The 20,410-nt window shown below is 66.6% G+C and carries 18 protein-coding genes; 13 read left to right on the top strand and 5 right to left on the bottom strand.

The features are described 5' to 3' along the window. Positions 1-8: 8 nt before the first annotated feature. On the bottom strand, positions 9-1,277 hold the full coding sequence (locus ACEF39_RS10065; RefSeq protein ID WP_500287842.1) for a hypothetical protein: 1,269 nt from the start codon (positions 1,275-1,277) through the stop codon (positions 9-11). Between the two features lie 71 nt (positions 1,278-1,348). Between ACEF39_RS10065 and aat the strand changes: the two genes are divergently transcribed. The 3 genes from aat (at position 1,349) to ACEF39_RS10050 (ending at position 2,992) form a co-directional block, all read left to right on the top strand. Further along, complete coding sequence (gene aat / locus ACEF39_RS10060; protein WP_500288003.1) at positions 1,349-2,089, top strand: leucyl/phenylalanyl-tRNA--protein transferase; 741 nt, start codon at positions 1,349-1,351, stop codon at positions 2,087-2,089. A gap of 86 nt (positions 2,090-2,175) precedes the next feature. Continuing rightward, positions 2,176-2,394 carry a translation initiation factor IF-1 gene (gene infA, locus ACEF39_RS10055; protein WP_005409596.1) on the top strand — a complete coding sequence of 73 codons (219 nt, stop codon included), beginning with the start codon at positions 2,176-2,178 and terminating at the stop codon, positions 2,392-2,394. Between the two features lie 202 nt (positions 2,395-2,596). Further along, the gene (locus ACEF39_RS10050) at positions 2,597-2,992 is read left to right on the top strand and encodes a hypothetical protein (protein WP_500287841.1); all 396 of its coding nucleotides are present in this window, start codon (positions 2,597-2,599) and stop codon (positions 2,990-2,992) included. Positions 2,993-3,071: 79 nt separating this feature from the next. Here ACEF39_RS10050 and clpA read toward each other — a convergent pair whose 3' ends face one another. Further along, positions 3,072-5,354 carry an ATP-dependent Clp protease ATP-binding subunit ClpA gene (gene clpA / locus ACEF39_RS10045; protein ID WP_500287840.1) on the bottom strand — a complete coding sequence of 761 codons (2,283 nt, stop codon included), beginning with the start codon at positions 5,352-5,354 and terminating at the stop codon, positions 3,072-3,074. A 138-nt stretch (positions 5,355-5,492) separates the two neighbouring features. Between clpA and ACEF39_RS10040 the strand changes: the two genes are divergently transcribed. Continuing rightward, the gene (locus ACEF39_RS10040; protein WP_500287839.1) at positions 5,493-6,305 is read left to right on the top strand and encodes an APH(6) family putative aminoglycoside O-phosphotransferase; all 813 of its coding nucleotides are present in this window, start codon (positions 5,493-5,495) and stop codon (positions 6,303-6,305) included. Positions 6,306-6,350: 45 nt separating this feature from the next. Here the strand turns inward: ACEF39_RS10040 and clpS are convergent, their stop codons facing one another. Further along, a complete protein-coding gene (clpS, locus tag ACEF39_RS10035) occupies positions 6,351-6,677 on the bottom strand; it encodes an ATP-dependent Clp protease adapter ClpS (RefSeq protein WP_025879127.1) in 327 nt (108 codons plus the stop codon). A gap of 113 nt (positions 6,678-6,790) precedes the next feature. Here clpS and ACEF39_RS10030 point away from each other — a divergent pair, with 113 nt between their 5' ends. The 7 genes from ACEF39_RS10030 to ACEF39_RS10000 all read left to right on the top strand — a co-directional run bounded on the left by ACEF39_RS10030 (position 6,791) and on the right by ACEF39_RS10000 (position 11,742). After that, complete coding sequence (locus ACEF39_RS10030) at positions 6,791-7,300, top strand: hypothetical protein (protein ID WP_500287838.1); 510 nt, start codon at positions 6,791-6,793, stop codon at positions 7,298-7,300. Between the two features lies 1 nt (position 7,301). Next, complete coding sequence (locus ACEF39_RS10025; RefSeq protein WP_500287837.1) at positions 7,302-7,763, top strand: NUDIX hydrolase; 462 nt, start codon at positions 7,302-7,304, stop codon at positions 7,761-7,763. Continuing rightward, positions 7,760-8,902, top strand: a complete 1,143-nt coding sequence (mnmA, locus tag ACEF39_RS10020; protein ID WP_500287836.1) for a tRNA 2-thiouridine(34) synthase MnmA — start codon at positions 7,760-7,762, stop codon at positions 8,900-8,902. Before ACEF39_RS10025 ends, mnmA begins: the two co-directional genes overlap by 4 nt. Continuing rightward, positions 8,899-9,513 (top strand): high frequency lysogenization protein HflD, encoded by a 615-nt coding sequence (gene hflD / locus ACEF39_RS10015; RefSeq protein ID WP_025879123.1) that lies wholly within the window; start codon positions 8,899-8,901, stop codon positions 9,511-9,513. The genes mnmA and hflD overlap by 4 nt, the downstream gene beginning before the upstream one ends. A 129-nt stretch (positions 9,514-9,642) precedes the next feature. After that, the gene (locus ACEF39_RS10010; protein ID WP_100552494.1) at positions 9,643-10,833 is read left to right on the top strand and encodes a methyl-accepting chemotaxis protein; all 1,191 of its coding nucleotides are present in this window, start codon (positions 9,643-9,645) and stop codon (positions 10,831-10,833) included. Positions 10,834-10,931: 98 nt separating this feature from the next. Beyond that, the gene (locus tag ACEF39_RS10005; protein ID WP_500287835.1) at positions 10,932-11,147 is read left to right on the top strand and encodes a hypothetical protein; all 216 of its coding nucleotides are present in this window, start codon (positions 10,932-10,934) and stop codon (positions 11,145-11,147) included. A gap of 67 nt (positions 11,148-11,214) precedes the next feature. Further along, entirely contained in the window at positions 11,215-11,742 is a 528-nt protein-coding gene (locus ACEF39_RS10000) for a hypothetical protein (RefSeq protein WP_500287834.1), read from the top strand. Positions 11,743-12,252: 510 nt separating this feature from the next. Here ACEF39_RS10000 and ACEF39_RS09995 read toward each other — a convergent pair. Continuing rightward, entirely contained in the window at positions 12,253-15,012 is a 2,760-nt protein-coding gene (locus ACEF39_RS09995) for a bifunctional diguanylate cyclase/phosphodiesterase (RefSeq protein WP_500287833.1), read from the bottom strand. 143 nt (positions 15,013-15,155) lie between these two features. Here ACEF39_RS09995 and ACEF39_RS09990 point away from each other — a divergent pair, with 143 nt between their 5' ends. Then, a complete protein-coding gene (locus tag ACEF39_RS09990) occupies positions 15,156-17,258 on the top strand; it encodes a PAS domain-containing sensor histidine kinase (RefSeq protein ID WP_500287832.1) in 2,103 nt (700 codons plus the stop codon). Positions 17,259-17,262: 4 nt separating this feature from the next. Next, positions 17,263-19,038, top strand: a complete 1,776-nt coding sequence (locus ACEF39_RS09985; RefSeq protein WP_500287831.1) for an EAL domain-containing protein — start codon at positions 17,263-17,265, stop codon at positions 19,036-19,038. Positions 19,039-19,133: 95 nt separating this feature from the next. Here ACEF39_RS09985 and ACEF39_RS09980 read toward each other — a convergent pair whose 3' ends face one another. Next, positions 19,134-20,351, bottom strand: coding sequence for an ATP-binding protein (locus tag ACEF39_RS09980; RefSeq protein WP_500287830.1), 1,218 nt, complete (start codon positions 20,349-20,351; stop codon positions 19,134-19,136). Positions 20,352-20,410: the final 59 nt, after the last annotated feature.

The following is a 20,410-nucleotide window of genomic DNA, read 5'->3' as shown; positions in this document are numbered from 1 at the left end:
TGCGGCGCTCAGGTGCATTGCCAGAAGTGCCCGCTCACCCGGCACTTCGCGCACCAGAAGCTGTACAGCATGCCGCCACTACCCCACAGCACCATGCCTTCATTGGTGGTCGGCAACGTTGAGTCCAGCTGCATCACGAAAGGCATCTGCTCGCCACAATCTATGCACGCCGGGTAGTGCGCGCTCTGCACCCAGCTCGGTGCGCCACCCACCCGCGACAGGTTCTGCCGGTGATTGGACTGGCCCCAGTCCTGCTGCTGCCAGCGAGGGCTGTCCATCGCGGCAAGACCCACTTCGGCCTGCAGCAGGTCGCCGCTGTCGGTGGGATTGATCGGCACTTCGCAGTGCTGGCTGGGGTGGCAGCTCGGCAGACCTTCCGCATCGTGGCGATAGAAACGCACGGGCGGATCTTCCCAGCCGCAGCAGTCCAGGCACAGGCCCAGGGTGATCGAGCCGGCCGCGCCTTCCTCCAGCGCCGCAGCGTCGGTCTGCAGCAAGCGCTGCAGCGGTGCCTGACAGCTGCCACACACGGCATCGAGCAGGCCGCCCATATGCCCGGCATGATGCACCTGACCACCATTCCAGGTGGGATGCAGCCGCCAGATCCGCTTGCGCCAGGCAGGCTCTTCGGCCACCTGTGCGCGATGCTGTTCGCGCCCGAAACGCAGGTGCAGCGGTTGCTGGCCATGCAGGCGGCGCAGACGCGGGCCATCGGCCAGGCCCGCCCAGTGCGCCCAGACCTCGGCATCCAGGTCGCTCCAGTCGGCCAGGTAGCCACGGGCGGCGGCGTGGGTCTCCGGCTGGGTGGCCAGCAGCACTGCCTTGGCCCGCTCCAGTTCGCGATCGTCGTCTGCCTCGGTCAACCGATGCGCCCAGTCAGTCGCAACCGACGGCGGCAATGCCTGCCAGACCTGCAAGGCCAGCTGGATGTGATCCTCGATGGCGACCTCCAGCAGCGCCTCCCAATCGTCCTGCAGCGTGTGCGGCGCCTGGTAGCTGGCAAACTCCAGCACGCTGGTCAGCAGCTCGCCGCGCTCGCCGTCACGATAGCGCCGCCAGGCGTCAATACAGACCGGGGCGACAGCCTCGTCCGGCAGCAGATCCAAGGCGGTGTCGAGGAAGGTGGAGCTGGGCGAGCGGCGGTCCAGCGCCCGCAGCAGCAGCGCGCCAAGCTGGGGACGGTCTTCGCTGGCCAGGGTCAACAGCATGGCCAGGCTGTCATTGCGTGTGCGCGGCGCATCGTGCGCATCGAGGATGGCGGTGATCGGATCGCTCATGCGGGGCTCCTTGCCGGTAGTGCGTGATGGTGCCAGACATCGCGCATCGCCACGACGAATACAATGCCGGCATGACCCGTCAGCTGCCCTGGCGCCTGGCCGATGCGCCGGATGCCCCCTTCCCGCCAGCCGAGACCGCCCTGCGCCAACCCGATGGACTGCTGGCCGTGGGCGGTGACCTGCACCCGCTGCGCCTGCTCAACGCCTATGCCGGCGGCATCTTTCCGTGGTTCAGCGAGGGCGAGCCGATCCTGTGGTGGTCGCCGGACCCGCGCATGGTGTTCCGCACCGATGGCGTGCACCTGAGCAGCAGGTTCCGCCGGCAGCTGCGCGGCAGCACCTGGGAAGTGACCGCCGATACTGCCTTCAGCGAGGTGATGCGTGCCTGTGCCAGCGCGCCCCGCCCCGGCCAGGACGGCACCTGGATCAGCCCGGCGATGGTGGATGCCTACAGCCAGCTGCACGACCTGGGTTTCGCGCATTCCTTCGAAGTGTGGGACCGGCAGACGCTGGTCGGCGGCATCTATGGCGTGGCCATCGGTGCGATGTTCTTCGGCGAAAGCATGTTCAGTGGCGCCAGCGGCGGCTCCAAGGTGGCGCTGGCGGCACTGGCACGCACGCTGCACGGCTGGGGTTGGCCACTGATCGATGCGCAGGTGGAGAACCCGCACCTGCTGCGCATGGGGGCCGAGCACCTGCCGCGCGCGCCGTTTCTGGAGCAGGTCCGCAGTGCGGTGCAGGCGCCGGGCCGGGATGGTGCCTGGACCCAGCTGGTCGGGCGCGTGCCGGCGGCGGATTTTGCCGGGGAATAACGCAATCTTTGCAAGCTGGGCGTTTGACGCGTAAAATGCTGCGCCTTAGGCCCAACGTGGCCGTTTTCTGAACCGCACAGGACTACATGTCGAAAGACGATTCCATCGAGTTCGAGGGCACCGTCAGCGAGACGCTGCCGAACACCACTTTCCGCGTTCGTCTGGAAAATGGGCACGAAATCATCGCCCACATCTCCGGCCGCATGCGCAAGAACTACATCCGCATCCTCACCGGTGACCGGGTCAAGGTTGAAATGACCCCGTACGACCTGACCAAGGGTCGTATCACCTACCGAATGAAGTAAGCGGCTGGCGCCTTGCGCCACCCCGACAAGGCCAGCCCTGGACGCTGGCCTTTTGTCATGCCTGAAATCCGGCCCTGCCGGACGGCACCCTGACCGAATGCACCGTGACATCGGTCAGCCATGCTTGCGGCAGATTCGCATTCGCGGCAGTGGCGTCATCGTGGCATCCGATCCAGTCCGGATCGCCACCCCTGCCCCCGCCATGAACATGCCTTCCCTGTCCGCTGGCTTCGCTGCCCTCGCACTCATCACTGCCGCCCTGATCGCACCCGCCGCCCAGGCGGCCGACACGCCGCCAGCCACCACCGGTGACAGCTGCATTGCCTTGAGCGAAGACCAGCAGATCGTCCGCGCCGGCGCCGATCGCGATGTGCTGCTGCGCAATGGTGACCAGCACTACCGCGTGGTGTTCAAAGCCTCCTGCAGCAGCGCCGTGACCTCGCGGCGGCTGGCATTTGAAACCCAGGGTGAAAGCAACCAGCTGTGCGGTGGCTCGCGCAGCGTGCTGAAAACCGATCGCGCCAGTTGCACGATCGAGCGGGTCGAGCCCCTCGAAGCCGACACTTTCAAGCGCATGACCCGCCAGCGCAGCCGCTGAGAGCTGAGAGCTGACACGACAAGGGCGGCCTGCGCCGCCCTGTCGCTGCCTCCGCTGCCGGGCTATGCCCGGCACACCCTTACTCCACCGTGGCCGGCAACAGCCGCTCCGGCTCGGCCTGCGCCTCGACCACCAGTTCGTCGTTGCGCACGTCGATGCTGACCTTGCCGCCGTTGACCAGCTTGCCGAACAGCAGCTCGTCGGCCAGCGGGCGCTTGACCTTGTCCTGCAGCACCCGCGCCATCGGGCGGGCACCCATCAGCGGGTCGAAACCGTGGTGGGCCAGCCAGTCGCGCGCAGTCGGGGTGGCCGACAGACTGACGTGCTTCTCCTGCAGCAGCATCTCCAGCTCGATCAGGAACTTGTCGACCACGCGCAGGATGTGCTCGAAGCCCAGCGGCTGGAACTGCACCACCGCATCGAGGCGGTTGCGGAATTCCGGGGTGAACGCACGACGGATGGTCTCCATCGCATCGGTGGCGTGGTCCTGCTTGGTGAAACCGATCGAGCGCCGCGAGGCCTGCGCCGCGCCGGCATTGGTGGTCATCACCAGCACCACGTTCTTGAAGTTGGCTTCGCGACCATTGGTGTCGGTCAGCACGCCGCGGTCCATCACCTGCAACAGGATGTTGAAGATGTCCGGGTGCGCCTTCTCGATTTCATCCAGCAGCAGCACGCAGTGTGGTGTCTTGACGATCTTCTCGGTCAGCAGGCCACCCTGGTCGAAGCCGACGTAGCCCGGAGGGGCACCGATCAGGCGGCTGATCGAATGCGGCTCCATGTATTCGGACATGTCGAAACGGACCAGTTCGATGCCCAGCTGCAGCGCCAACTGCTTGGTCACCTCGGTCTTGCCGACACCAGTGGGGCCGGCGAACAGGAAGTTGCCGATCGGCTTTTCCGGATTGCCCAGGCCCGAGCGCGCCAGCTTGATGGCCGACGCCAGGGTGCCGATGGCAGGATCCTGGCCGAAGATCACCATCTTCAGATTGCGCTCCAGGTGCTGTAGCACATCCTTGTCGGTGGCGCTGACCTGCTTGGCCGGGATGCGCGCCATCTTGGCGACGATGGCCTCGACCTCTTCGACGTCGATCAGCTCCTTGCGCTGATCTTCCGGCAGCAGACGCTGGCGGGCACCGGCTTCATCGATCACGTCGATGGCCTTGTCCGGCAGGAGGCGGTCGGCGATGTGCTTGACCGACAGGTCGACCGCAGCCTGCAACGCCTCGTCGGCGTAGGTCACGCCGTGGTGGGCTTCATACTTGGACTTCAGGCCCTGCAGGATCTCGTAGGTCTCGCCCACGGTCGGCTCGACGATATCGATCTTCTGGAAGCGACGGGCCAGCGCCCGGTCCTTCTCGAAGATGCCGCGGTATTCCTGGAAGGTGGTCGAACCGATGCAGCGCAGCTCGCCCGACGCCAATGCCGGCTTGATCAGGTTGGAGGCGTCCATGGTGCCGCCCGACGCCGAACCGGCGCCGATGATGGTGTGGATCTCGTCGATGAACAGCACCGCGTTGGGCACCTTCTTCAGCGCGGTCAGCACACCCTTCAGGCGCTTCTCGAAGTCGCCACGGTATTTGGTGCCGGCCACCAGCGCGCCGAGGTCGAGCGAATAGATGACCGCATCGGCCAGCACGTCCGGCACCGAGCCTTCCACGATGCGTCGGGCCAGGCCTTCGGCAATCGCGGTCTTGCCGACGCCGGCCTCACCCACGTACAGCGGGTTGTTCTTGCGGCGACGGCACAGGACCTGGATGGTGCGTTCGATCTCGTCGGCACGGCCGACCAGCGGGTCGATGCGACCGGCACGGGCCTGCTCGTTGAGGTTGCTGGCGAACTCGGTCAGGGCATCACCCTTGGGCTCGCCCTCACCCCCTTCCATGCGGCCCTCGCCCTCGGACGACGAGGGCTGCTCGCCCTCCTCGCCCAGCTTGGCGATGCCGTGGGACAGGTAATTGACCACATCCAGCCGGGTGACATCCTGCTGGTTGAGGTAATAGACGGCGTGGGAGTCCTTTTCGCCGAAGATGGCGACCAGCACGTTGGCGCCGGTGACCTCCTTCTTGCCGGAGGACTGCACGTGGTACACGGCCCGCTGCAGCACGCGCTGGAAGCCCAGGGTCGGCTGGGTATCGCGGCCGTCATCTTCGGCCAGGCGGGACACGGAGGCCTCGATGGCCTGTTCCAGCTCCTGGCGCAGGCGGTCGGCGTCGGCGCCGCACGCCTTCAGTACGGCTTGGGCGGACGGGTTGTCGAGCAGTGCCAACAGCAGGTGTTCGACCGTCATGAACTCATGTCGGGCCTCACGGGCGCGCTTGTAGCACTGGCCGATGGTGTGTTCGAGGTCTTTGCTGAACATGGATTACTCCGGCGGCAGTTGGGGACAATATGCGGCCTGACTACGCGATTTCCATCACCCTAGCGGATTGCGACGTTCAGATGGCGTTAGCAGTGCGAACCGCTTGATCATCGTTCACTCCAGGACAGCACACTCACCATGAGCGAACCCTACCTGAGCCGCTGGCGATTGCGACGTGATGGTCCTTCGATCCGTACCCCCCATGCCCGGCTCTGGCCGGTGCTGACCGCCTCTGGCGAGGCGGCCATGTTGAAGGTGAGCACGGAGACAGAGGAACAGAACGGCCATCGCCTGCTGCGCTGGTGGAACGGCGACGGTGCCGCACGCCTGCTGGCCCACGAGGGACCGGCGATCCTGATCGAACGGGCGCACGGCGACTCGCTGCGGCAACGTTCGATCAAGGGCGAGGACGACGCCTGCACCATGATCCTGTGCCAGGTCCTGCAGCAGCTGCACCGGCCACGGAGCGCGCCGCCAGAAGATCTGGTCTGCCTGCGTAGATGGTTCGCGGATCTGCTGCAGGCAAGGGCGCCGCTGCCGCCATTGCTGGAACAGTGCAGATCGCTGGCGATGGCACTGTTGGAGGACGAGCAGGAGATACGGCCACTGCATGGCGACCTGCACCACGACAACGTGCTGGATTTCGGCGCACGGGGCTGGCTGGCCATCGACCCGAAGCGGCTGCTGGGCGACCGCGCGTTCGACTACACCACGATGTTCAGCAACCCGGACCTGTGCGGGCCGGACATCCACGTTGCGACGCGACCCGAGCGGTTCGCCGCCCGGCTGGAACAGGTCTGCCGGCTGGCCGATATCGAGCGCGAGCGCCTGCTGCGCTGGATCGCGGCCAGTGCCGGGCTGTCTGCGGTGTGGTTCCGGAATGATGGCGACCCGGCCGACATCGATGAGGCGGTGGCCGTGATGGCCCTGCAGGCGCTGGCGGAGGCGTGAATCGAACCTGATAGATGCCCACCTTGGTGGGCACGCCGCGCCAGGTCAGGCCTTTTCCATCGTGCACAGCAACGGGTGCTGGTTCATCCGCGCATACTCGTTGACCTGGGCCACCTTGGTTTCGGCCACTTCGCGGGTGAACACACCGCAGACGCCACGGCCACGGGTGTGGACGTGCAGCATCACCTGGGTGGCCTTGTCCAGGTCCATGTTGAAGAACTGCTGCAGGACGTCCACGACGAAATCCATCGGGGAGTAGTCGTCATTGAGCAGCATGACCTGATAGAACGGCGGCGGCGCCACTTCCGGGCGCGCGGGCTCCACGGCAACGCCGTGCTCGTGGTGGGAATCGGGGGCGGACTCGCGAGGCATCTGCCGATTATAAGGGGTGAGTCGGCCTTGCGCAGGCCCTGCGCGGAATGGACGGCACGGACGCCCGCCGTCACAATTGCACCTTCCCACACTCTCGGTTTCACAGGATCTTCATGAAAAGGACCCTTCTCTCCGCCCTGCTGATCGCCCTGGCTGCTGCTGCCGGCACCGCCGGCACCGCTGGCGCCGCTGGCGCCGCAACCGCCGCTGACAGTGCGAAGGCCGACAAGGCCATCGCCCGCCAGCTGGAAAAGCTGGGTTACACCTTCGAGGTGGACGAGGACGGCGATTACCAGATGGTGTTCGACGTCGAAGGCGATCGCACCCAGATCGTCTATGTGCGCTCGTCGGTGGAAGACTTCGGCACCCACAACATCCGTGAGATCTGGTCGCCGGGTTACACCTCGCAGACCAAGCAGTTCCCGGTGGCCGTGGCCAACCGCCTGCTGGAAGACTCGCAGGACGCCAAGATGGGCGGCTGGGTGAAGCAGGAATCGACCGCGATGTTCGTGGTGAAGATCGATGCCGCCGCCACCTCCGACCAGCTCAGCGACGCCATCGATGCGGCCATCCGCACCGCCGATGCGATGGAGCTGGAGCTGACCAAGAAGGACGACCTCTGAGTTGAACACCTCGCCGGACCCGCGCTGGGCACCGCATGCAACCGTCGCCACCGTGGTGGTCGACGGTGGCAGGGTGCTGCTGGTGGAAGAGACCATTGAAGGCCGGCAGGTGCTGAACCAACCGGCCGGGCACCTGGAGCCGGGCGAAAGCCTGGCTGCGGCCGCCCTGCGCGAGACCGTCGAGGAAACCGGCTGGACGGTGGAACTGACCGCCTTCATCGGCTGCTACCAGTGGACCGCCACTGACGGCACCCCGTTCCTGCGCTTCTGCTATGCCGCGCGCCCGGTCTCGCACGACCCCGCGCGGCCGCTGGATGCCGGCATCGATCGGGCGCTGTGGATGACCCCGGCCGAACTTCAGGCGGCCGCCGGACGCCAGCGCAGCCCGCTGGTCTGGCAGGTGCTGGCCGACTACCTGGCCGGCCAGCGCTACCCGCTTGCACTGGTCCGGGAGGTCGCATGAGCAGCCCACGGGTGATGGTTGGCGTGTCTGGCGGCGTGGACTCTTCCGTGGCCGCCTGGCGGCTGGTACAGCAGGGCGAGGCCGTGGCCGGTCTGTTCATGCAGAACTGGGCCGACGACGGCAGCGGTGACTGCCGCGCCGAAGATGATCGTCGCGATGCGGTGGCTGTCTGCGGGCTGCTGGGCATCCCATTCCATTTCCGCGATTTCTCCAACGAGTACTGGCAGGGGGTGTTCGAGCACTTCCTGGCCGAGTACGCCGCCGGCCGCACGCCGAACCCGGACGTGCTGTGCAACCGCGAAGTGAAGTTCAAGCACTTCCTCGATGCGGCCCGCGAGCTGGGCGCCGAGCGGATCGCCACCGGCCACTACGCGCGCATTGCCCAGCGCGGCCATCAGTGGCTGCTGCTGCGCGGCGCCGACCGTTCCAAGGACCAGAGCTACTTCCTGCACCAGCTGGGGCAGGAACAGCTGGCGGCCACGCTGTTCCCGATTGGCGACCTGGAAAAGAGCGACCTGCGCCGGATTGCGCGCGACGTGAGCCTGCCGACCCACGCCAAGAAGGACTCCACCGGCATCTGCTTCATCGGCGAGCGCGATTTCCGCGAGTTCCTTGGCCGCTACCTCCCGGCCAAAACCGGGCAGATCCTCGACCCCAGCGATGGCAGCGTGATCGCCGAACATCCTGGCGTGTTCTATTTCACCCTGGGCCAGCGCGAAGGCCTGAACATCGGCGGCGTGCGCGGCCGCCCTGCCGCTCCCTGGTATGTGGTCGGCAAGGACGTGGCCAGCAATGTGCTGTACGTGGACCAGGATCGCGACAGCCCATGGATGCTGTCCAACCGGCTGCGCTCGGAAACCGCGCACTGGATCGCCGGCGCGCCACCGGCACGGCGTTTTGAATGCACCGCGCAGACCCGCTACCGCCAGCCGGATGAGCCGTGCACGGTAAACGTGCTGGACGACGGCAGCGTGCAAGTTTCCTTCGACCGGCCGCAGCGTGCAGTCACCCCCGGGCAATCCCTGGTGCTGTATGACGGTGAGGTCTGCCTGGGTGGCGCGGTGATCGCCGCCACCGACGCGCCGCTGGAACAGCGCCTGCGCACCACCCCTTCTCCTTTTGAGGTAATCGCTGCATGAGTTTCACTGTCGACGACCGCGTTCTGGCTTTGGCCGGCATTGCCCAGGCCCTGCAGCAGGTACGCCGTATCGCCGATACCGGCCATTCCGACGCCGCTGCCGTGCGCACCGCCGTGGACAGCGTGTTCCGTATCGATGCGTCCTCGCCGCAGGCGGTTTTTGGCGATCGGCACGCGCTGAAGTCCGGCCTGCGCCTGCTGCACAATTATTTCCGCAGCCAGGGCCAGGACCCGATCCTGCCCAAGCTGGCCCTGTCGGTGTTGCAGCTGGAGCGACGCTTCGTGCAGGACGGCGCCACCGTGAACAAGGTCGCTTCGGGCATCGAGCGCGCCCAGCGCCAGGCCACCGAGCTGGGTGACAGCGGCCACCCGGATGTACTGGCCGCGCTGGGCGGCCTGTATGCAGACACCATCAGCCACCTCAAGCCGCGGGTCATGGTGCAGGGCAACCCGCATTACCTGGGCCAGGCCGGCGTGGTCGCCGAGATCCGTGCACTGCTGCTGGCCGCCGTGCGCGCCGCCGTACTGTGGCGGCAGTTGGGTGGCAGCTACTGGGACTTCCTGCTCAGCCGCAAGGCGATGGTCGAGGCCGTGGACCGGCAGCTGGCCTGAGGGCCGCGAGCCCGCCGGGCATGGCCCGGCGGACGGCGCCAGAAAATCGGCGCATTCAGAGAGCACATCGACGTTAAAGAGAAGGGGGGTACGGCCGATACATCCTCCGTGCACCTCCCGAGAACGTCCATGTACTCACGCATTTTCATCCGTCTGGCCGCCCCCCTGGCTCTGACCCTGCTGCTCCCCTTCGCCATCGGTTTCGAATGGCCGGTCGCCCTGCGTTGGGCGATCCTGACCACGATGACGCTGAGCTGGCTCGGCTTTGCGTGGTGGACCGCCCGCGCCCAGGCGCACCGTTCCCCGGAACATGCCCGTGTCCTGCGTGAGCAGGACCAGCTGCTGACCGAACTGCGCAACTTCGTCGGCAACGAGATCGACGGTTCGCGTGGCGAAGTGGAACGCGCCCGCGACCTGATCCGCCAGGCCGTCTCCAGCCTCGGCGGCAGCTTCGATGCGATGAACCGCAAGTCGCGCCAGCAGAGCCAAGCGCTGTCGCGCATCGTCGACCGCGCCGGTGACGAAGGCGGCGCCGGCCTCGACGTTGCCCGCTTCGCCCAGCACGCCAGCCACCGCATGGAACAGCTGGTGGAAGCGCTGGAACAGGTGAGCGGCCAGAGCAGCACCACCGTGCAGCACATCGACCAGATGGCGCAGCACCTGGATGGCATCTTCGCCCTGCTGGAAGACGTCAAGTCGATTGCCGACCAGACCAACCTGCTGGCCCTGAACGCCGCCATCGAAGCTGCGCGTGCCGGTGAAGCCGGTCGTGGTTTCGCCGTGGTTGCCGACGAGGTCCGCAACCTGTCCGAGCGTTCGACCACCTTCAACGAACAGATCCGCAAGCTGGCACACAGCTCCAAGGACGCCATCGCCAAGGTCCGCGAGACGGTTTCGCACATGGCCTCGCGCGATATGGACCGCTCCCGTGAAGCGCGTCAGGAAGCGGCGGCGATGCTGGACAACGTGGCGCAGATCAATGCGTCGCTGGGTGACGGCATGCGCGAAGTGTCCGACTGCGCCCGTTCGATCGACGGCAGCGTGGCCGAAGCCGTGCGCGCCCTGCAGTTCGAGGACATCGCTACCCAGGCGCTGGGCGGCGTGCATACCCACCTGGACCGCCTGACCGCGATCAATCGCGAAGCGGTGGCCCTGCAGGAACTGCTGCATCGCAACGGCGGCGTGTTCGACGAAGAAATCGCCTCTGCCCTGCAGCGCACCGGCAGCCGCCTGCGCGAACTGCGCAGCGAATGGGAGCGTCCGCCGCACAAGCCTGTTGCCCAGCAGAGCATGGGCGCCGGTACGGTCGAGCTGTTCTGATCCTGATGTCCGCTGCCCCTTCCGGCAGCGTGCGAGGCCCCGGTTCTGCCGGGGCCTTTGCGTGTGACCCGCCTTTGGATGCATCCTGCAAGCGCACCATGACCCTGATCCGCGCCCTGCCCCCGATCAACGAGAACGAGCGCCCGCGCAATGCGGGCGTCCGTGAGCAGCTGCGGCAGCTGGAAGAGGTAGCCCGGGAAGAAATGCAGGAGCTGCAGAAGCTGGCCGATGCGCGCCCTGCCCCGGTTTTGGCCGGCGACGACCTGCTGGGGTTGGCCTGGGACCTGGGACTGGATGGGGATGCGCTGAAGTAGATCCACGCCATGCGTGGATGCAACTGCACACGTGGCATGATCCCCCGGCCCCATTCATGGAAGACCGATGGCCATCGCCTTGATTACCTTGCTGCTGATCGAGGTCCTGCTGCTGGTGATGTGGGCGCCATTCTTCTTCCGTACCGGCATCACCCTGTTCAACCAGCGCATCGCTGCCACGCCTGCAGAGCTGGCCCAGCTTTCGCTCGCTGGCCTGGAGCATGACCTGCCGACCGACACCTGGTTGCGTCTGGTGTTCCATGCGCTGCCTGACGGCAGCATCGCCTTTCGCGAGAGCTTCGCACCCAGCTTCGGCGGTCGCTATTTTCCGCTGATGCGCGGTCGGGTGATGATCGACGCGCGGCGCCAGGAGGTGCGGGTGGTCGGGCTGTGCAGCTGGTTCGCGCTGGGCCTGACGCTGATGCTGGTACCGATCATTCTGGTCCGCCCGTCGGCGTCGCCGATGCTGGTGGCCCTGCTGCTGTTCTATATGGGCTTTTACATCCAGCGGCGACGCTATGCCAACGTAGTCGAAGCAGTGCGCGCACGGCTGCGGTCCGAATTTGCGCAGAGGCTGGTTGCCGCACCAAAGTAGATCCACGCCATGCGTGGATGATCGCGCGCACAGGCATCAGTGCCGACCAAGGTCGACACCCACCAGAGCCAGGCTGCGTCAGTAGATCCACGCCATGCGTGGATGATCGCGCGCACAGGCATCAGTGCCGACCAAGGTCGACACCCACCAGAGCCAGGCTCCGTCAGTAGATCCACGCCATGCGTGGATGATCGCGCGTGCAGGCATCAGTGCCGACCAACGGTCGGCACCCACCAGAGCCAGGCTGCGTCAGTAGATCCACGCCATGCGTGGATGATCGCGCGCACAGGCATCAGTGCCGACCAAGGTCGACACCCACCAGAGCCAGGCTGCGTCAGTAGATCCACGCCATGCGTGGATGATCGCGCGTGCAGGCATCAGTGCCGACCAAGGTCGGCACCCACCAGAGCCAGGCTGCGTCAGTAGATCCACGCCATGCGTGGATGATCGCGCGTGCAGGCATCAGTGCCGACCAACGGTCGGCACCCACCAGAGCAGGGTCGCGGCGCCTCAGCGCGCCAGCATCACTTCGCTGGCCGCATCGGTTCGACCTGGCGCGAGGTGCTGCTGGCGCAGCCACTGCGCCAGGTCGCGCGGGCTGAGCGGGCGCGAGTACAGGTAGCCCTGGATCTCGTCGCAGCCCTGGCGGCGCAGCATGTCTTCTTCCTGGTGCGTTTCCACGCCCTCGGCCACCACCTTCATGCCCAGCGCGTGGCCCAGGTGCACGATGGCCTGGGTGACTTCGGCGGTACCGGAATCATGCAGCATGCCCTGCACGAAACTGCGATCGATCTTCAGGCGGCCGACCGGGAAGCGGTTGAGGTAGTTGAGGTTGGAGAAGCCGGTACCGAAGTCATCCACCGCCAGCGGCACGCCGTGCCGTTCCAGCACATCGAAGCAGTGGCGCAGGATGTCGGTGTCACGGATCAACGCAGATTCGGTCAGCTCCAGCTCCAGCCGCTGCGGCGGCCAGCCGTGCGCGTGGCAGATTTCGATCACACGTTCGGCAAAACCACGATCACGCAACTGCACCGCCGACACGTTCACCGCAATGCGCTCGAAATGCAGGCCGGCACGATCCCACGCGGCCGCCTGGCGACAGGCTTCGGACAATACCCAGTCGCCGATGCGGACGATCTCGCCGCACTTTTCGGCAATCGGAATGAACTCTGCCGGGCTGCAATAGCCGATGCCTGGACGATGCCAGCGCAGCAGCGCTTCAATTGCCGGCGGCTCGCCGTGATGGGCGTGCAGCAGCGGCTGATAGGCCAGGCTGAACTCGTCGCGCTCGATGGCGCCATGCAGGCCGTGCTCGATCTCCAACCGCCGCTGGATCCGCGCCAGCGCGTCCTGGCTGTAATACTGATAGGTATTGCGACCGGCTTCCTTGGCCGCGTACATCGCCGCGTCGGCTGCACGGAGCAGCGAATCGAAGTCGGTCTGGCTCTCGCCTAGCATCGCGATGCCCACGCTGGCGCCCACCTTCAAGGTGGTATCGCCGCGGCGCAGTGGTTCGGCCAGCGAATTGATCAGCTTGCGCGCTACATGGCCGGCATCTTCCGGCTCGGCCAGGTCGCGCAGCACCACGATGAACTCGTCGCCACTGAAGCGGCCGAACAGGTCGTTGTTGCGCAGGTTCTGGTGCAGCCGGGTTGCAGCAGCCTTCAGCAGCGCATCGCCGGTGGCGTGGCCGAAGCTGTCGTTGATGTTCTTGAAGCCGTCCAGGTCGATGAACAGCATGGCCAGCGAGGTGCCGCGATCGCGCGCTTCCTCGATGGCTTCGGAGGTCTGCTCGCCCAGCAGCACCCGGTTGGGCAGTCCGGTCAGCAGATCGTAGTGGGCCAGCAGTTCAATCCGCTCGTTGGCTTCACGCTCGCGGGTGATGTCACGGAACAGAACCACGAAGCGCGGCGGCAGGCCATCGCGACGGTCCAGTTCAATCAGCACCTGTACCCAGACGCGCAGGCCGGATTGGCGGTAGAAGCACAGATCCAGCTGCTCGGGCAGGCCGCCACCGGCAATCCGCCCCAGCGCCGCTTCGAACGCCGCACGCGAATCCTCGGCGTACAGTGCCAACGCCTGGTCGAGGGTGATCGGCTCCTTGCGCAGGCCATGGATGCGATAGCACTCCTCGGTCCATTGCATGTTGCGCGTGGCAACTTCGATCTCGCAGCCGCCGATGCGGCCCAGCGCGGATACGCGGTTGAGCAGCTCGGTACGCCAGCGGATGAGGGCGTCGGTCTGATGCTGCTCGGTGATGTTCTGCACCTGGCCCAGCAGGCGCTTGGGCTGCCCGTCCATGTCCAGCAACGGTTGCATCCACAAGCGCAGATGCTGCGAGGGCTCGTTGCCGCGGGTCAGTTCCAGTTCGATGTTGGCGGCGCGGCCATCACGCCACAGGCGCCGCCAGGCGGCACGCAGTGCGCCGCGTGAGCGGGGGTGCAGCTGCTTGAGCCAGCGTCGCTGGCCCGGGATGCTGCCTTGCTGCAGCGCCAGCAGCGAGCGCAGCTCCGGCGACCACCAGAAGTAGCGGCTGTGCGGATCGAACGACCAGCTGCCCATGCTGGCGATGCGCTGGGCTTCGCGCAGATGCAGCTGCTGCTCCTGCAGCATGGCTTCAAGCTGCTTCTGCTGCTCGATGTCGGTATGGGTGCCGACCATGCGCAGCGGCTGTCCATCGGCGGTACGGGCCACCACCCGGCCGCGGTCCAGCACCCATCGCCACTGGCCATCGGCCTGGCGGAAACGGAACTGGGCGCTGTACTGCTCACTGCCACCCTGCAGGTGTTCATCCAGCGCGGCACGCACCTGGGTGATGTCGTCGGTATGCACGCGCGCCAGAATCTGGGTGGCGGTTTCCTCACCCAGCGCGGGCGTGCGAGCCACCCGGTCGCTGGGGATGTCCCAGTCCCACAGGCTGTGGCCGGCGCTGTCCAGCGCAAGCTCCCAGCGGCCACCGCCGTCGACCGGCACCGGCTCGGGCACGCTGAGGGTGAAGGCGAGCAGATTGCCACTGCCATCATGCACGGCGCGCAGGTGGCCATCGTAGTGGCCACGTGGGCCACCCGGCAGCGTGCAGGCGACGATGCCACCGTCGGCGGCCAGCAGGCGCAGGTCTTCCAGCATCGGCGCGTAGGCGGCCACCGTAGCCGGCAGGCCATGCTCGCGCGCAGCCGGATTGGCCGCGAGCGGGTGCCCGCTACGGTCGACGATGACCAGCGCCGAGGCGAGCGGATGCTGCAGCAGGCTGGCGATGATCCCTTGGTCCACGCGATCTTGCTCCGGATGAAACGCCCGACAGCGGGGCACGCAGTGGTTAACGGCGCCTGCGGCGGATAATTGAGTGGCCAGGGCACACCTGCGCGGTAAGATGGCCAGCACCCCTCTTCCCTGCCCGCCTCCCTGCCCTGTCCATGCCCGTAGAACCGACCGGCACCGCCCCTGTTCCCGACCCGCGGATGGCGCAGGCGCTGGGGCGCGACCGTCGGCGCGTGGTGCTGAGCTACCTGGCGATGGCGCTGGCGTGGATGATCGCCACCGACGGCGCGGTGACGGCGCTGGTGCCCGACCCGCAGCAGGCGGCTCTGTGGCAGAGCATGAAGGGAGCATTCTTCGCACTGGCCAGCGCGGGCCTGTTGTACCTGCTGCTGCGGCCGCTGGCCGAGCACGTGCTGCACACCCATGCCCGCCTGCAGGCTTCCGAGCTGCGCCTGCGGCAGATGTTCGAGGGCAACCCGGGCCCGATCCTGGTGTATGACCTGGACAGCCTGGCCATCCTCGATGCCAATCCGGCCGCCTGCAGCACCTTCGGCTGGGACCGCGGGGCGCTTCTGGCGCAGACCATCGACGTGCTCTGGCCACCTGGCCAGGACCAGGCGTTGCAGACCAAGCTGGAGGAGATCCGCGGCGCGCCCGAGCAGCTGTGCATCCTGCGCGCGCAGTTGCAGCTGCGTGATGGCAGCCTGCGGCAGATGGAACTGCGTTCGAACGCGATCGACTACGACGGCCACACTGCGCGCCTGCTGATCGCCATCGACCGCACGGCCGAAGACCTGGCCCAGCTGCGGCGCGACCAGGCATTGGCGCGCGTGGAAGAAGCCCATGAACTGGCGCGGATCGGCGCATGGGAACTGGACCCGTCCACGGGCCAGGGCCGTTACTCCAACCAGGTCTATCGCCTGCTGGGTCGCCGCCCGCCCGAAGCGCGACGCTGGCACCGTTTCGACGAGCTGCTGGTGGCAGCCGACCCAGCCACCGCCGCACAGACCGATCAGGTGCTGGCCGGGCTGTGCTCCGGCGAGCAGGTGCAGGTGGATGTGCTGCTGCCGGTACTGGCAATGGATGGCCGCGCGCTGATGGTGCACCTGCGCGCCGCCAGCGGTGTGGATGAGGCCGGCCGTGACCGGATACTGGGCACGCTGCAGGACGTGACCGAGCGCGAGCAGTCGCGGCGCCTGCTGCGCGAACGCGAGGAGCAGTTCCGCGAGCTGGTGCGGGTGTTGCCCGATGGCGTGGTGATCCTGTCCGACGAACATGTGCTGTATGCCAATGCGTGGGCGGCCGGCCTGTTCGGCTACGGCAGCCACACGCTGCTGGGCGAACCGCTGTCGGCCCTGGTGGCAGGCGGCGATCTGGCCCGGATGCGCGCGCAGATGCGCGCTGGGCAGCCGCAGCACAGCCCGGGCCACAGCAGCGTGGTGGCCATGCAGCGCGCCGATGGCCGCAGTTTCCAGGCTGGCATTGCAGTAGGTGACGTGCGCTACGGCGGGCGCGACTGCAAGCTGCTGATCGTGCGCGATCTGAGTGAATCCGAACAGACCCGCAGCGCGCTGGAGACCAGCAACCGTGAACTGCAGGCGATGGCCGGGCGCCTGTTCTCGCTGCAGGAGGACGAGCGCCGTGCAATCTCGCGCGACCTGCACGATGACATCGGCCAGGCAATCACCGCGATCAAGCTGTCGGCCTATGCGGCGCAGGACGAGGACGATGCGCAACGGCGCGGCGAGGACCTGGCGCAGATCGTCAGCCTGGCCGATACCACCGTTGCCAAGCTGCGCGACATATCCACCCTGCTGCGTCCGCCGCAGCTGGATGCGCTGGGCCTGGAAGCGGCATTGAGCTGGCAGGCGCGCGTGCTGTTCCGCTCGTCCACCGTCGAGCTGCAGGCCGAGATCGAATCGCTGCCCACGCGTCCGGACAACAGCATTGAACAGGCCTGTTTCCGCATCGCCCAGGAAAGCCTGACCAATGCACTGCGCCACGCGCGCGCCAGCCAGGTGGTGCTGCAGCTGCGTGACGTCGACCAGCGCGGGCTGCACCTGATGATCCGTGACGATGGCGAAGGGTTTGATCCGGATGGCCCGCGCGGCCTGGGCCTGATCGTGATGCGCGAGCGTGCGCAGAGCGTGGGCGGCCATGTGCGGATCGAGTCGGCGCACGGCGCCGGCACCCTCGTCGATGTCCACCTTCCTTACCAGGCCGCCGCTACAGCGGCCGTCGAGTCAGCGGAATACTGAGCCCATGTGGAACCCCAACCTGCCCCCGGTCAGCATCGATGATGCACCTGATCGCCTCGGCGCCGGTAATCCCGAGCTGCAGGCGATGGTCGCCGAAGCCGCTTCCGGAGGCACTGCGCTGATGCTGATGCATGTGGACATCGATCACTTCGCCTCGGTCAATGAGAACATGAGCGCGGAGGTCGGTGACCAGGCCCTGGTGCTGGTCGCCCAGCGCCTGCAGTCCTACCTGCGCGGACGCGGCAAGCTGTGGCGGCATGGCAGCGACGAGTTCCTGATCGCCGTGCCGCGCACCGCCGATCTGCCACTGGCCGAGGATTTCGCCGAAGAGATCCGCCAGCAGATGGAGCTGCCACTTTCGGTACTGCCCTACACGCTGTTCATGACCGGCAAGCTGGGCGTGAGTCTCTGCCCGGAGCACGCCAGCAGCGCCTCGCGCCTGCTCGACCATGCCGAGGACGCGCTGTACCAGGCCGCCCGCGAAGGCGGCAATGCGGTGCGCATCCATGCGGTGGACACGCCGCCGAGCGCGCACAGCGAGAGCATCATCGCGCGGCAGATCGTCGATGCGATTCCCAACGGCGAACTGAAGCTGCGCTACCAGCCGCTGGTCAGCGCCCGCGACGGCCATGTGGTGGGCATGGAGGCGCTGCTGCGCTGGCAGTCGCCCACCCTGGGCATGCTGGTGCCGGAGCGGTTCATGCGCACCGCCGAGCGCCTGGGCATCATCGTGCAGATCGGCACGTGGGTGCTGGAAGGCGCGTTGAAGCAGGCCCGGCTGTGGCGCGACCAGGGCTTCGATGACTTCACCATCGCGGTGAATGTATCCACCCTGCAGCTGCTGCGACCGAACTTCTTTGCCGAAGTGATGGGGGTGATCCAGGCGTCGGGCGTGCCGGCGCAGATGCTGACGCTGGAGATCAACGAAAGCGCCCTGACCAACAACGTCAACTTCGTCCACGAAACGCTGGCCAACCTGCGCAACGAAGGCATCAGCCTGAGCCTGGACAACTTCGGCACCGGTGATTCCAGCCTGAGTGCGCTGGTGCGCTACCCGGTGGACAAGCTGAAGATCGACCGCAGCTTCATCAAGAGCGCACCGGCCGGCAACCGCGAGGCGGCCATCGCCCGCGCGATCATTGCGATGGGCCACCAGCTGGGCATGACGGTGATCGCCAACGGCGTGGAGTCGCAGGCGCAGCTGGGCTTCCTGCGCCGCAACGACTGCGACGTTTTCCAGGGCTATCTGTTCGGCGAACCGATGTCGGCCGATGCCGCCGGCATGACCCTGCGCCGCCGCTACCTGCGTCCCGAAGCGTTCGCCGAAACCCGGCCGGACCGCACCCTGCTGCTGCTGGACGACGAGGAGAACGTGCTGCGCTCGCTGGTACGCCTGTTCCGCCGCGATGGCTACCGCATCCTGGCGGCAGGAAACGTGCGCGATGCGTTCGATCTGCTGGCCATCAACGACGTGCAGGTGATCCTGTCCGACCAGCGCATGAGCGACATGAGCGGCACCGAGTTTTTGGGCCGGGTGAAGATGCTGTACCCGGACACGATCCGCCTGGTGCTGTCCGGCTATACCGATCTGAACACGGTGACCGATGCGATCAACCGCGGTGCGATCTACCGGTTCCTGACCAAGCCGTGGAATGACGACGAGCTGCGCAAGCACATCCACCAGGCGTTCCGCACGTACGAGGAACAGCGGCGCAGCAACGGTGGGCAGGTTGCCCCGGAGCCGGCTGATGGCGGCGAGGATCGTTCACCCCTGCGCTGATCCTGCACACGGGTAGTGCCGGCCGCTGGCCGGCAGCTGCGGGGTATCCAGGTTTCATCGGGTTGCCGGCCAGCGGCCGGCACTACCACAGCTTTTTACCGCGGCTGCTTGATCGGCAGCACCAGGCGGAAGCGCGAGCCGACGCCCGGGGTGCTGTCCAGGTCGATGCGCCCGTGGTGCTTGTTGATGATGCTGTAGGAGATCGACAGGCCCAGGCCGGTACCACTGCCCACCGGCTTGGTGGTGAAGAACGGATCGAAGATGCGCTGGCGCAGTTCCGGCGAAATGCCACCGCCGGTGTCTTCGAATTCCACCCACACCGTGTCGCCGTCCACGCCGGTACGCACGGTGATCGTGCCGCGCTCGGCGATGGCGTGGCCGGCGTTGAGCAGCAGGTTCATGTACACCTGGTTCAACTCCGACGGCAGGCATTCCACCAGCGGCAGCTGCCCGAACTCGCGCACCAGGTGCACTTTGTACTTGAGCTCGTTCCAGATGATGTTGATGGTCGACTCAAGCCCGGAATGCAGGTCGACCAGCTTCCAGGACTCATCGCGGCCGGAATAGGAGAAGTCCTTCAGGTCGCGCACGATGCGGGTGACCCGCTCGATGCCTTCGCGTGATTCGGCCATCAGCTGCGGCAGGTCGCGGCTGATGAAATCGATGTCCAGGCGGTCACGGATATCGTCGATTTCCGGAATCAGCGCCTTCGGGTCCGGCGCACGCAGGGCACGCTCGTAGGCTTCGATCACCGTGAACAGACTGCGCAGGTATTCCTGCAGGCTGCCCAGGTTGGAATGCACGTAGCCGATCGGGTTGTTGATCTCATGCGCTACGCCGGCGGCAAGCTGGCCGATGGAAGCCATCTTCTCCGACTGCAGCAGCTTCTCCTGGGTGCCGTTCAAGCGCAGGTACGCCTGCCGCAGTTCAGCATGACGCTGCTGCAGTTCGCGCTCGTAGTCTTCCTGGCCTTCGATATGACGGAACAATGCCAGGTAGTGCCCCGAACCGGGTTCGCCATGGAAGTACAGATGGGCGATGACCATGCCCTCGCCCAGCGGCAGGCTGCCGTTCCAGTGACCGTGCTGGCGCGCATGTTCGAGCGCATCCGGCGGCAGTAGTTCGCGCAGGCGCTGCGGTGGCGGCAAGGCGCCTTCGTCGCCGCCCAGCAGGCTCTGTGCGGCCGGGTTGGCCAGGGCAACCTGTCCATCTTCGGTGAACAGCAGCAAGCCCTCGCGCAAGCGCTCAAGCAGGGCCTGCAGCACCGGTTGCGGCGGAAGGGGGGCGGTAACCAGAACGTTGGCGGCAGACACGGCGGCTCGGGGCGATCGAACAGGCGCCCAATATACGCGTTCATGCGGCGGCCTACAGC

The organism is Stenotrophomonas indicatrix (assembly GCA_041545745.1).
Lineage (GTDB): Bacteria > Pseudomonadota > Gammaproteobacteria > Xanthomonadales > Xanthomonadaceae > Stenotrophomonas > Stenotrophomonas indicatrix_A.
This window is presented reverse-complemented; position numbering and strand designations above follow the sequence as displayed.